Origin of the sequence: Oscillibacter valericigenes (assembly GCF_016902445.1) — a bacterium.
GTDB classification, from domain to species: Bacteria; Bacillota; Clostridia; order Oscillospirales; family Oscillospiraceae; genus Oscillibacter; species Oscillibacter avistercoris.
This window is the reverse complement of the sequence record NZ_JACSNX010000010.1, coordinates 1-13,396: the sequence shown is the minus strand read 5'-3', so window position 1 is coordinate 13,396 and position 13,396 is coordinate 1. Positions and strand designations below refer to the sequence as shown.

Annotated in this window: 8 protein-coding genes; all 8 read left to right on the top strand. The window is 60.6% G+C overall.

The annotated features are described in order from the left end of the window. Window positions 1-267: 267 nt before the first annotated feature. Entirely contained in the window at window positions 268-1,197 is a 930-nt protein-coding gene (locus H9X91_RS08075; protein WP_204804165.1) for an AEC family transporter, read from the top strand. Window positions 1,198-1,267: 70 nt separating this feature from the next. Beyond that, window positions 1,268-1,615: a hypothetical protein gene (locus H9X91_RS08070; protein WP_204804163.1), complete on the top strand. Its 348-nt coding sequence runs from the start codon at window positions 1,268-1,270 to the stop codon at window positions 1,613-1,615. Between the two features lie 147 nt (window positions 1,616-1,762). After that, window positions 1,763-2,833: an ABC transporter substrate-binding protein gene (locus tag H9X91_RS08065; RefSeq protein ID WP_204804161.1), complete on the top strand. Its 1,071-nt coding sequence runs from the start codon at window positions 1,763-1,765 to the stop codon at window positions 2,831-2,833. Between the two features lie 94 nt (window positions 2,834-2,927). Next, window positions 2,928-4,673 (top strand): ABC transporter permease, encoded by a 1,746-nt coding sequence (locus tag H9X91_RS08060; RefSeq protein ID WP_204804159.1) that lies wholly within the window; start codon window positions 2,928-2,930, stop codon window positions 4,671-4,673. Next, on the top strand, window positions 4,670-5,788 hold the full coding sequence (locus H9X91_RS08055) for an ABC transporter ATP-binding protein (protein ID WP_243414489.1): 1,119 nt from the start codon (window positions 4,670-4,672) through the stop codon (window positions 5,786-5,788). The genes H9X91_RS08060 and H9X91_RS08055 overlap by 4 nt, the downstream gene beginning before the upstream one ends. 494 nt (window positions 5,789-6,282) lie before the next feature. Continuing rightward, a complete protein-coding gene (locus tag H9X91_RS08050) occupies window positions 6,283-7,128 on the top strand; it encodes a tyrosine-type recombinase/integrase (RefSeq protein ID WP_204804157.1) in 846 nt (281 codons plus the stop codon). Window positions 7,129-7,418: 290 nt separating this feature from the next. Beyond that, window positions 7,419-8,261: a tyrosine-type recombinase/integrase gene (locus H9X91_RS08045; protein ID WP_204804155.1), complete on the top strand. Its 843-nt coding sequence runs from the start codon at window positions 7,419-7,421 to the stop codon at window positions 8,259-8,261. Window positions 8,262-8,530: 269 nt separating this feature from the next. Continuing rightward, on the top strand, window positions 8,531-13,396 hold a 4,866-nt coding region (locus H9X91_RS08040; protein WP_204804153.1), incomplete at its 3' end, for a DUF7507 domain-containing protein.

Below are 13,396 nucleotides of genomic sequence, written 5' to 3'. Positions count from 1 at the left end.
CCGTAATCATTACAGATGCCGCCCGGATCGGTCACGCGGGCATCGCCCGCCGGAGCAGCCCGGCTGCCTGCCGGCACGGCTGGCCGGCAGGTCCGTTTTTTCCAATATAACAGGAATCGGCCCAAAAGGGAAGGCCCTCTTTCCGGCGGCAGGCTCGGCAAGAACGGCCTTGCAATTTCACGGGGCAGGGACTATAATGAAACCAATTTTTTTATGGTGGCCGCAGGCCCGGCTGTCGCGACCGTTCGCGGGAAAGAGAGAACCAAGATGGACTTTTTCTGGGAGATGCTCTCCCTGCAGGAGACGCTGTTTCTGCTGATCCTGCTGGGGGTTCTGATCAAGAAGCTGAAGATCGTCAGTGAAGTGGGGCGGAAGACGCTGTCAGACCTTCTGATCTACGTGGTCCTGCCCTGCAACATCGTGGAGTCGTTCATGGGCGGCATCCAGCTGCCGGAAGGATTCGTGCGGAACTGTGTCCTGGCGGTGGCCATCTCTGTTGGCATCCAGCTGACCGCGGTCTATGGCAGCAAGCTGCTGTTCCGCCGGTATCCGGCAGAGAAGAAGAGCGTGCTGTCCTACGGCATGATCTGCTCCAACTCCAGCTTCGTGGGGCTGCCCATCGCCCATCTGATGTTCGGGGACCTGGGGGTCATCTACACCTCCATGTTCCAGATCCCGCTGCGCTTCACCATGTGGACGGCGGGGCTCTCCCTGTTCACCAGCGTCAGCAGGAAGGACGCCTTCCGCAAGCTGGTGCGGCACCCCTGCATCATCGCGGTGTTCGTGGGGCTGGTTTTGATGGTGGCCCCCGTCTCCCTCCCGGAGTTTCTGGATGAGGCCATCGCTGCGACCAGCAGCTGCACCGTCCCCATCTCCATGCTGGTCATCGGTTCGATCCTGGCAGACGCGCCCATCCGCTCCATGTTTTCCGGGCCGGTGCTGTGGTACACCTGCCTGCGGCTGGCCCTGTTCCCGCTTCTGGTCTGGCTGGTGCTGAAGCCCTTCCATCTGGACCCCACGCTGGTGAACGTCTGCATCCTGATGACCGGGATGCCGGCGGGCAGCACGGCCTCCATCCTGGCGGACAAGTACGACGGCGACGCGGTGTTTGCCTCCCAGATCACCTTTGCCTCCACGCTCTGCTCCATCCTGACGATCCCCCTGCTGACCATGATCATGGAGACCGTGCCGGCGTGAGACCGCCGGAGCGGGATCGTCTCTGCCGGACCAGCCGGCCGGACGGATACCGCCCCAGCGACCGGAGACCATGATATTCAAAACAGCCCCCAGGGCCTTGCGGCTCTGGGGGTTGTTCTGTCCGTTCTTCCGGCCCTTGGCTGCCGCGGAAGTAAGCAGTTACATCAGGCTCAATTGGCAAAAAGCCCTTGCTTTGCGCAGGATGATTTGCTATAATAGCAAATACAATAAATTTCACGAAGAATTAACACGAATTTTGCGCAGATTACACAAAGACGAAAGCGATCCTTGGGCAAAAGCGAAAAAAGCGAGGAATGACCTGCCGAAGGAGACCGCCAGAAGAGGAGATTGCTGTGCACACGCGGGATGCCTGCTTGAAGCGCGCCGGATTCCGGCCAAAAGTTCGGAAAAAGGCTGATCTGTATCCGCTTACATCAATGAAATGCGGATCGGCGGGCTCCCGGTTTTCTCTGCAGGAAACACCGGCGGACAGCGTGGTCCCGCCCATGACATCATGGGTAACCATATAACAAACGGCGAACAAAACAGAAAGGAAGATTGAACGATGAAAAAAACGAGACGGATCTTTGCCCTGCTCCTGACTCTGGCAATGTCCCTGAGCCTGCTGACCGGCTGCGGGGGCGGCAGCGATCCCGCTGCGGAGGACGGCGGCGAGACCAGCGGCAGCAACGAGCTGACCGTCTACACCGCGTTCCCTGAGGCGGAGGTGGCCTATTACTTCAACGCCTTTGAGGAGGCCACCGGCATCCACGTCAACTCCCTGCGGCTCTCCGCCGGTGAGATGCTGACCCGCGTGGCAGCCGAGAAGGACAACCCCCAGGCGTCCCTGATGTTCGGCGGCTCCACCGACAACTACATCGCCGCCTCCAATCAGGGCCTGCTGGAGGCCTATCAGTCTCCGGAGCTGTCCAACACCCCGGAGAACTATCTGGATCCCGACGGCGTGTGGAATCCCATCTATGTGGGCGCCATCGCCTTTGCCTGCAACAAGGACTGGTTTGCGGACAAGGGGTATGACTATCCCACCAGCTGGGACGACCTGCTGGATCCCAAGTACCAGGACATGATCATCATGGCCCACCCCGCCACCTCCGGCACCGCCTACACCGTGCTGGCCACCCTGATCCAGCTGAAGGGCGAGGACGCCGTGTGGGATTACCTGGCTGAGCTGAACAAGAACATGTCCCAGTACACCAAGTCCGGCTCCGCGGCCCCCAACGGCGTGGCCCTGGGCGAGGCGGCCATCGCGCTGACCTTCTCTCACGACGGCCTGCAGCCCACCACCGAGGGTTATCCCATCGAGCTGTCCTTCCCCACCGACGGCACCGGCTATGAGGTGGGCGCCATGGCTCTGATCAAGGGCGGCCCCGCCGACGAGCAGGAGAACGCCAAGAAGTTCATCGACTTCATGTGCTCTGCCGAGGGGCAGAACCTGTACGCCGAGAACAACTCCTTCCGCGTGCCCACCAACACCGAGGCCACCGTGGCCGACGGCCTGGTGACCCTGGACTCCGTGGCCGTCATCGACTATGATGCCGTCTGGGCAGCCGAGCACAAGGACGAGTTCGTGGCCCAGTTCGAGGCCAACATCGCCAGCTCCGAGAACCTGGAGTGATCCCGGAATATCCCTTTTCAGCCTGCAGGACTTCCTCCCCGGCGGGGAGGAAGTCCTCTTGCCAAACGCTTGAAAATCTACAGGAGGAACCCAAATGGCAAACGCTGCTGGTTCGGGCGGCAAAAGCGCCGCCCGCCTGAAAAGGCGGAACGAGACCAAGATGATCATGCGCCAGCCCATCATGCTGGTGGCCATCCTCGCGGTCATCGTGCTCCTGCTTCTGTTCGTCGTCTATCCCCTGGTGAAGGTCCTGCTCTTCAGCCTGACCGATGAGACCGGCGCCTTCTCCCTGGCCACGGCGGCGGAGATCTTCTCCACCTCCCGGTATCTGAAGACCTTCGGCCGCACCATGCTGCTGGGCGTGATCGTGGCGGTGATCGCCACCTTCATCGGCTACGTCTTCGCCTACACCATCACCCGCACCAACGTGCCTTGCAAGGGCTTTCTGAAGACCATCGCCACGCTGCCCATCCTGTCCCCGCCCTTCATCCTGTGCCTGTCCATCATCTTCCTGTTCGGGCGGCAGGGGCTCATCACCAAATCCCTGCTGGGGATCGAGGGCAATGACGTCTATGGCATGGGCAGCCTGATCGTGGTGCAGGTGCTCAGCTTCTTCCCCATCGCCTACATGACCCTCTCCGGCATCCTCTCCTCCATCGACGCGTCGGTGGAGGACGCGGCCTGCAACATGGGCGCCAGCCGGTGGCACACCTTCTGGACGGTCACCTTCCCCCTGTCCCTGCCGGGCATCATCTCCGGCTGCCTGCTGGTGTTCATCCAGTCGCTGGAGGACTTCTCCAACCCCGCCACCATCGGCGGCGACTTCACCACCCTGTCCGTGGAGGTGTACCAGATCATCACCGGCAGCTACGACATGCAGAAGGGCTCTGTCCTGGCGCTTTTGATGCTGGTGCCCACCATGGTGGCGTATCTGCTGAACAAATACTGGGTCAACAAGAAGAGCTTCGTCACCGTTACCGGCAAGCCCACACAGGCCCGCAAGCTCATCGACGAGGCCCACATCAAGTGGCCCCTGTTCATCTTCTGCATGCTGGTGGCCGCGGTCATCATCCTGTTCTACGGCACGGTGGTGTTCGGCTCCTTCGTCACCACCTGGGGCTACAACTATGCGCTCACGCTGGACCAGTACGGCCGGGCCCTGCAGCAGGGGTGGGACAGCCTGCGCAACTCCATCGTCCTGGGCCTGGTCGCCGCCCTGATCGGCGGCCTGCTGGGCATGGTCATCGCCTACATCACCGCCAAGCGGGACTACTACGGCAAGCGCTTCATCGAGGTGTCCTCCGTTCTGATGTTCGCGGTTCCCGGCACGGTGCTGGGCATCGCCTACATCCTGGCCTTCAACACCGGCTTCCTGGTGCTCACCGGCACCGCCACCATCCTGGTGATCGTGTTCGTGTTCCGGAACATGCCGGTGGCCATCGAGTCCGGCACCACCACGCTGCTGCAGATCGACAACTCCATCGAGGAGGCGTCCACCATCCTGGGCGCGGGCAGCGGCTACTCCTTCCGCCGGATCTCCCTGCCCATGCTGCGCAACGCCTTCTTCTCCGGGCTGGTGTACTCCTTCGTGAAGGCCATCACCGCCGTCAGCGCCATCATCTTCCTGGTCTCCCCCCGCTGGGACCTGGTCACCAGCAAGATCTACACCCTCTTTGACCAGGCCAAGTACAGCCAGGCGGCGGCCTTCGTCACCATGATGGTCATCATCCTGCTGGTGTTTATCGGCATTTTCAACGGACTGATCAACCTGCTGCTGGCTCCCCGTTCCAGGGTGCCCAAGGGCGCAGGCATTCACGAGAAAACGGAGGAAACGAAATGAGCAAGCAGATGGAAACGTCCACCCTGGGCCACAAGAGCTCCGGCGTGGTTTTGAAGGACATCACCAAGATCTTCCAGCAGCCGGACACCGGCAAGGACTTCGTGGCCGTGGACCACATCAACCTGAACATCCAGGACGGCGAGATGGTGACGCTGCTGGGCCCCTCCGGCTGCGGCAAGACCACCACCCTGCGGATGATCTCCGGCTTTGAGTATCCCACCAGCGGCAGCGTGTTCATCGGCGAGCGGGACGTGGCCAAGGTCCCCCCCAACAAGCGGGGCATCTCCATGGTGTTCCAGAGCTACGCCCTGTTCCCCCACCTGAACATCTGGGAGAACGTGGCCTACGGCCTGAAGGTGGAAAAGCTGCCCCAGGACGAGATCGTCCGCCGGACCAACGCCGTCATGGAGCTGATGCAGCTGACCGGCATGGAGCGGCGGTTCCCCAACCAGCTCTCCGGCGGCCAGCAGCAGCGGGTGGCCCTGGCCCGGGCTGTGGTCATCGAGCCCAGCGTGCTGCTGTTCGACGAGCCGCTGTCCAACCTGGATGCCAAGCTGCGGGAGAGCATGCGGGACGAGCTCCGGGCCCTGCAGAAGCGGCTGGGCATCACCTCTCTGTATGTCACCCACGACCAGTCGGAGGCCATGGCCATCTCCGACCGGGTGGTCATCATGAAGGACGGCGTCATCTGCCAGCAGGGCTCCCCCACGGAGATCTATGAGCAGCCGGGCAGCCGGTTCGTGGCCAACTTCATCGGCAAGGCCAACTTTATCGACGGCACCTTCCGCGGCATGGACGGCGAGAGCGCCCTGGTGGAGGTGAACGGCCACACGTTCCCCATCCCCGCCCCCGGCAGGATGGAGGGCGTCCGGAAGGACGGCCCCTGCTGCCTGACGGTGCGGCCGGAGTCTGTGCTCCTCTCCGAAGAGGAGGGGCCCCTGCCCGGCGTCATCTCCCGGGCCACCTACTACGGCGCCAAGGTGGAGTACGAGGTCATGCTGGGAGACCAGCCCATCATCGTGGAGGTCTACAATCCCCAGCTGACCAGGCGCTTTGCCGAGGGAGACCGGGTCCACATGACGCTGGTGGACCGCTGCGTGCGGGTGCTGGCGTGAGGCGCCATGCCGCGCAGTCAGAATATACAGAAAGGGCCCGGGCTTTACAGCCCGGGTCCTCAGTCTGTCGATCAACCCGGAAATTCTGGGAGACGGGAAGGAAGATAGCTACGAAAGAAACCCAGGAAGGGTGCCTTTCGTTTTCAATCAACCGTTTTTCAGAACTTTTCAAAGTTCTGAAAAACGCAGGCAGCTTGTCGAAAAGACTTTTTCGACAAGCTGAGGGCCCGGGCTGTAAAGCCCGGGCCCTTTTCTGAGCCCGGCGCGGGCGCCCCGCGCGGCGGTCAGGCACACGATGCGGCCGGACACCGCTCCCGGGGAGGCGCACTTGGCGGGAAAATGGCGGGATCGTGTATATCTTTCCGGAAACGGCGGAAATCTTACCATTACGGCACGGAAACGACAAGGCCCACAGCGGCAGCTGCCGCTGTGGGCCTTGTGTGCTTTTCCGGTCCTGTACAATACCGGTATGAGATCAAACAAGGAGGTTCCCTATGGCCGAACACAGACTGACACCCCTGCAGATCCACGCATTTGCCCGCCATCTCCTGCTGGAGGAGAAAAGTGCGGCCACGATCGAAAAATATCTCCGGGACGTCCGGGCCTTCGCCGGCTGGCTGGATGGGCAGGAGATCACCAAGGAGCGGAACGCGGCGTGGAAAGCCCATCTGGTGGAGCGGGGCTACGCCCCCACCGGCATCAACGCCAAGCTCTCCGCCCTGAACAGCCTGCTGGAGTTCCTGGGACTCAGGGACTGCCGGGTGAAGTTTCTGAAGGTCCAGCGGCGGCTGTTCCGGGACGCCGGCCGGGAACTGACGAAGGCGGAGTACCAGAGCCTGCTGGACGCGGCGCACCGGCTGGGGCGGGACCGGCTGGGACTGCTGGTGGAGGCCATCGGGGCCACGGGCATCCGGGTCAGCGAGGTGCGGTATCTCACAGTGGAGGCCGCCCGGCAGGGCAAGGCCGAGATCTCCCTCAAGGGAAAGGTCCGCGTGATCCTGCTGCCGGGCAAACTCTGCCGGAAGCTGCTCCGATACGCCGAAAAACAAAAGACCGCCTCCGGTGCGATCTTTCGCACCAAAAGCGGAAGAGAGATGAGCTGCCGGCAGATCTGGGCGGAGATGAAGCGGCTGTGCAAATACGCCGGAGTGGAGCCCGGGAAGGTGTTCCCCCACAATCTGCGGCACCTGTTCGCCACGGTGTTTTACCGGGCCTGCCGGGACATCGTCAGACTGTCTGACCTGCTGGGCCACAGCAGCATCGAGACCACCCGGATCTACCTGGTGACCTCCGGAGCGGAGCACCAGCGGACGCTGGAGCGGCTGGGGCTGATATCCTAGTCACGGAATCAACATTCCGAATCGAATGATAGTAAAAAAATAACCTGCCATACATATTTACGGATAAATTTTATCACAAAGGACACCTGCCTGCAAGAGGGTTTCCCCTCTTTGGGCAGCAGAAAAAAGCCGGAAGAACGTCGAATTTCGTCCGGCTTTGGTCCTTATACGGTTTTCCGCGCCCGTGCCTGCCGCACGGGCTTTTTTTGCGCCTTTTTCGCGGGATCTTCCCAGGCAGATTTCGCCGTGCGCGGGATGGAATGTTGATTCTGTTGACAGGGGGTGCGGATATGCAGCACGCGGAGGCAGTCAGACTGCCGGAGAGCAGAGATCCGGCCGGTGTGCAGATCACGCCGGAGAAGATCAAAGCCTATCTGGAGACGCTCTCCGGCCGGGGCCGCAGCCGGGAGACGGTGCAGATGTACGGCGCCAAGCTGCGGACCTTCTACAGCTATCTTCCGCAGGACAAGCAGGTGGGGCCGGATACGCTGGCCGCCTGGCGGTCCGCCCTGCTGGAGGCCGGATACTCCCCCAGCACCGTGAACACCCATCTCTCCGCCGCCAACGGACTGCTGGAGCATCTGGGCCGGCGGGATCTGCAGCTGGTGGGGCGGCTGGTCTCAGAGCCCGCCGTCCAGCCGGAGCTGACCCGGGCGGAGTATCTGCGGCTGCTGCAGGCGGCCCGGGCACTGGAGAAGGAACGGGCCTATCTGCTGGTAAAGGTGTTTGCCCTGCTGGGGATCCGGGTGGGCGAACTGCCCCAGGTGACGGTGGAGCAGGTGAAGGCCGGGCGGCTGCTGCTGCGGGGAAGCGGCGTGCGGCAGTATGTCCCCATTCCTGCCAGCCTGCGGGGAGAGCTGCTGGACTACGTCCGGCGGCAGGGCCTGCGGACGGGGCCGGTGTTCGTGACCCGGAACGGAAAGATGATGGGGCGGACTCAGGTGACGGCGGAGACCCAGTCCCTGAGCCGTGACGCCCGGGTGGAGGAGGCCAAATGCAACCCCCGGTGCCTGCGGAAGCTGTGCCGGGCCACCCAGGCGGACATTGAGCGGAGTGTGCGGCAGCTGGCGGAGCAGTCCTACGAGCGCATGCTGGATACCGAGCAGCTGGCCGCCGGCTGGGCCGGCGGATAGCGGGCCCCGTCGGCGGGGCGATCACGGCTGGTGACCGGCCGGACAGGGGCGGGATGTCCCGGCCCGGCCGGATACTGGATAAGCAAGGCGAGAAGGGAGGGAGCGGCGCTGACCGGAAACGGCGCTGTCATGCCCGGGCGCAGTCCCACGGGGCGGCCTGCAGGCGCGGCGGCGTGCAGAGGATCGTCAGGACCGCGAAAAGAAGTTCTGAAAGACACGCGTGCTCCCTGGAAGAGGGATATTTTGTGAGCAAAGGAGGAAACAAAGACATGAGAAAACGGATCTTGTCAGCATGCATGGCCCTCTGCCTGATGCTGACGATGCTGCCGGTGAACGCGCTGGCGGCGGACCCACCTGCCACTGACGGCAGCACACAAATCGAAGGGTCATACTATACGTATGATCCACAAGACCATGAGTTCTCCCCGGACGGTGACGAAGATCCGGAGGTCACGAACCGGAGCCACGATCCAAACGTCACGATCTCCAAGGAGATCCAGGCGACCGGTGTTGAGAACCAGTTTGACATTACGTTGATCGTAGAGACCGACGAGGCCATTGAGGTCAGCACCAAGCAGCCGGACGCGGCCATCGTACTGGTCATCGACGTCTCCACGTCGATGGACTACTGTGCCAGTTGTGGAGGAGAGCCAGGCAAGGGTGGGAGGATTCAGCACGAACGCTGGTGTGACAATCAAGAGCAGACCCGTCTGGAAGCGGCGCAGGAGGCGGCCAAAGCCTTTCTGGCCGATTATGCCCAAGGGGCCGAAGGCGCCGCCCGATACGTCTCCGTCATCGCTTATAGCGATGGATCTTATTATGGCAAAGGAGCCACTGCGGTGGTGCAGGACTGGGTCGACGTTTCGAGCGGCAATGCGTTATACACGATCAATGAGGAGATCGACAACATCGATGACTATACAGACCGCAACGGCACCAACACCGACGCCGGACTGGAAGCGGCGGAAGACCAGCTGCGGGAGCGTGATGTCCAAAACATCGATAATAAATTCCTGCTGCTGCTGACCGACGGCGAACCCAACCGGTCGACGGGTGATGAACTGAATAGGCGTGAAGGCTATGTTCTCCCCGACGGTTATCCGCGAGATAACGACTATGATGAAAAAAGCTATGAGAACCCCGCGAGACGCGCCATGTACATCCGGAACGAGCTGGACACCGAATTCTACTCCATCTCCTATACCGCCGGAAGCAGCGTTTCCGAGTGGATGGAGAGCTTTTCCGATCTGTGCGTCACAGCGGATAACGGGGATGACCTGAGCATAGCGTTTGAAGACATCATCTTCCGTTTGCAGCTGACAGTGGACGCCTGGAAAGTGACCGATCCCATGGGCGAATACATCGAGTATGAAGGTGTTGAAAACCCAAATTCCCACGCAAGCAGGGCAGTATCTTATAATCGTGATACGCTGACCTGGGACCTCCGCGCCGACTTGGCGAGCGATGCGACAACCATTGTTGACAGCCAGGAAAATCCCGTCAGCTATGACGACTACGAGCCGGGTATGGACTGCACGATCACCTACAGTCTGACCTATCGCGTGACGCTGGACGTGGCGGCCATGGTGGATGATGGCATAGAATTTACAGACGGCGCCAGCGGCTATGTTCTGACCAACGGCCCGACGCAGCTGGATTACTACCTGACGAAGACCGCCAATGATGAGTCCGTTTTTGTGGACAACGACGGACGGGAAATCGAGTCAGGTGAAAATCCCATGCTGACCATGTACTTTAAGGTCCCCAAGGTCAGAGGCTATGTGGGGACGCTGGAGTTCACCAAGGTGGATGAGAATTCCGACGCACTGAGCGGCGCGGAATTCACCCTGACCATGGAGGATGATGACTGGTCCACTACCGTCGAATCTGATGAATACGGTGTTGTCAAACTTGAGAACATCCCTTCCGGGCACACGTATACCCTGGAGGAGACGAAAGTGCCCGAGGGCTACGTCAAGGCGGGCGACATCACGATCACCGTTGAGAATGGCATCGTGACCGATCCCGAAGATTCCTTTGATGTTGGAACGGATGGCGGGCTGACTCTTGTCAACCAGCCGACCTTTGTTGCCAATCCCGGCCTCACCGTGGAGAAGGAGCTGACCTCCGTGACCCGCGATGGCGTGGAACTGAGCGACTTCAATGCGGAGACTTACGTTGCGCAGGTGGGCGACACCCTGCACTACACCATTACGGTGACCAACACCGGCAACACCGTGCAGAGCGGCACCATCACCGATACGTTTACGGTCGAGGGCAACCCAGATGCGGCGCTGACCGTCGGAACAATCACAAAGCCCGATGGCTGCACGGTGACCGAAACCGATGGTGGCTGGACCTTCGGGGAACTGCCTGCTACGGAAACAATCACCATTTCTGCAAGCTACAAAGTCAAACCCGGCGACAAGTCCATCCGCAACAGCGTGGACGTGGACAGCAATGTTCCGAACACCCCCGAAGATCCCAACAAGGATGACAACACAGTCGAGACCAAAGTGGCGTCCCTGACGGTGGAAAAGACGGCGGATCGGAAAACAGCCTTTGTGAGCGACACGATCACCTACACCATCACCGTCACCAACACCGGTGATGTGGACATTACCGATGTGGTCCGTGTGAAAGACTCCATGTGGGGCGAGGGAAAGGTCGAGACCATCCGCGTTGACGGAGTAGACTATGATCTCAGTGTTGACGGCGGATACTGGAACGCTGTCATGCCGGATGGGCCATCTGGCTCCGTTGAGAGCCTGGAGCCCGGTGATAGCTGGACCTGCACCTATACCTACACGGTGACAACTGCGGACGCGGAAGCTGGCAAAGTCGCCAACGTGGTCACGGCGGATTCCGACCAGACGAAGGACCCCGATCCCGACGATCCTACCGATCCGGGCTCTGACTCCACCGAGACGACGATCCTGCCCTCCGCGACGAAGGTGACGAAGCATGTGGTGACGAATGGCACCACTGTCCCGAAGAACATTCTGAGTGTGATTGCGGAGAAGGACCTGACGGTCACCTATCCCGCTCCCGCTCCCGTGGATGAGCATGGAAATCTGGGCAATCCGCAGATCGCCGCCAGCGCGGGCGACGAGATCACCCTGCTGTATGAGATCAGCGTATATGGCGATGAGGGTGCCTACTTCTTTGTGACAGAGGAACCCGGGACGACCTATATCGGTGTTGTCGGCGCGGAGATCAGTCCCATGCAAACTTTGAGCGAGCCTCCTCAGTACCGCGGTACGCTGAACGGAACCTCCGCGACCCTCTACTTCACCAAGACCTTCACTGTGGAAGAGGACGGGAACGGAGGTCTGGAGCCTCTGACCAACTCCATCTCGGCGATTGTGGACGGCGAAGAGGATGAAGTCACAGAGGAAGTCGATGTCCTCAACCCCGGCCTGAACGTGGACAAGACGGTCAAGATCAATGACGAAAACTATGTGGACGGCATGGTGGCCAATGAGAAGGATGTGCTGACCTACACTATCACCGTCAAAAACAACAGCAATGCAGCAATTACCGGTACGGTCACTGTGACCGACGACATGTGGGTCAAAGGTAAGGTCACCCAGGTGAATCTGACATTGACGGAAGATGGGAAGACGATCACCCTTCCGGCCAATGTCAGCGAGGACGGTACTCTGACGGTCAACCCCGTGAGCAGCGTGGACACTGTGTTCGAGCCCGGTGAGACCTGGACCTGCACCTACACCTACACCGTGACGGCCGAGGATGTGATCGCCGGCAGTGTCTCCAACACTGTGACGGCCGAAAGCGGCAACGGCGACGAGAGCACGGACGAGATCAAGGTCCCGGCCGGCAGCATCACCATCACCCCGGCGAATATCACCATCTACACCGGCGGCAAGGGATACGGCACAGTCGTGGATAAAGACGGCGACATGGTGACCGCCTCCGAGACCCAGGGCCTGCCCGAGCCCGGCTACTACATCGATCTGCCGGAGGCGCTGAACGAGAAACTGTTGAAGATGGTAGATACAGAGGATATCACAACAGTTACGATTGATGGTGAAACACGGCAGGTCATCGATCTGTCCGGGTATCTGAAGTTCACCTATGACAGCGTAGACGATGCAGGAAATCCTGTAACGAGAGAGTGGTCTCTGCAACGGTACGACAATAAGGCCGGCAACGGCAGCATGGCCTATAGCCGCTATATTTACCGTCTGGTGCCTGCCGAAGGCCAGGTGGATGTCCGGCTCCAGTTCACTGACGAAGCGGGAGTAACCACAACAGACGATGTCTTTACGCTCAGTGAAGAGAACCTGTATCAGACCTACGGCATGACCATCTATCCGGGCGCTCTGAAACAGGGAGATGTCCAGGCGGTTCTGGACTGGTCTGGTGCTGCGGATATCCCGAATCACGACGTGACTGTGGGCAGCGGTGAACTCACCGTCCGTGGCATCACCGATGCAGATGGCGAGGCCACAACGACAGAGATCGTGGAGACTGCGCCCACAAGCAAGGTGGACAAGGTCACCGCTGTGATCGGCTCTGACACGAATCTCTACATCAACGAGAGCAGTCTGGAGGTCGCGTCGGAAAACGACGTCCAGCTGCTGGTGGACAGTGTCGTGAGTACGGCGGTGCAGGATCTGAAGGACAGCGCCGTGGATCAGGTCGACGCCATTACGAATGGCCACGAGGCACAGTTCTACTATCTGGATCTGGTGGACACGGACAACGGAAACACCGTGGTGACTACAAAGGACAAGCATGTGACCCTGTTCTTCCCCTATCCCGAAGGAACCGATGCGGATACTGAGTTCCACATCGTTCACTATGCGAACCAGGACCGCGACGCAACGGCGGAGAGCGAGATCGCAGATGTGAACGAAGGTTCTGAGGAGTTCTTCATCGAAGTATACTCCGAAGAGAACAAAAATCTGGAGACTACCGATCAGGGCATCAAGATCACAGTGACTTCCTTCTCTCCCTTTGGCCTGTTCTGGGAGGAGGACAGCGGTTCCTCCGGCGGCCACACCGGTGGCGGCGGCAGCAGCCGTCCCAGCCGGCCCACCCTGAACACGGAGGACCACTACTCCTACATCATCGGCTATTCCGACGGCACGCTGCAGCCCTATGGCACC

Excerpts from the sequence above, each read along its gene's own strand:
- H9X91_RS08070 (WP_204804163.1), top strand. The coding sequence starts at position 1,268 with ATGATATTCAAAACAGCCCCCAGGGCCTTGCGGCTCTGGGGGTTGTTC.
- H9X91_RS08075 (WP_204804165.1), top strand. The coding sequence starts at position 268 with ATGGACTTTTTCTGGGAGATGCTCTCCCTGCAGGAGACGCTGTTTCTG.
- H9X91_RS08060 (WP_204804159.1), top strand. The coding sequence starts at position 2,928 with ATGGCAAACGCTGCTGGTTCGGGCGGCAAAAGCGCCGCCCGCCTGAAA.
- H9X91_RS08065 (WP_204804161.1), top strand. The coding sequence starts at position 1,763 with ATGAAAAAAACGAGACGGATCTTTGCCCTGCTCCTGACTCTGGCAATG.
- H9X91_RS08045 (WP_204804155.1), top strand. The coding sequence starts at position 7,419 with ATGCAGCACGCGGAGGCAGTCAGACTGCCGGAGAGCAGAGATCCGGCC.
- H9X91_RS08050 (WP_204804157.1), top strand. The coding sequence starts at position 6,283 with ATGGCCGAACACAGACTGACACCCCTGCAGATCCACGCATTTGCCCGC.
- H9X91_RS08055 (WP_243414489.1), top strand. The coding sequence starts at position 4,670 with ATGAGCAAGCAGATGGAAACGTCCACCCTGGGCCACAAGAGCTCCGGC.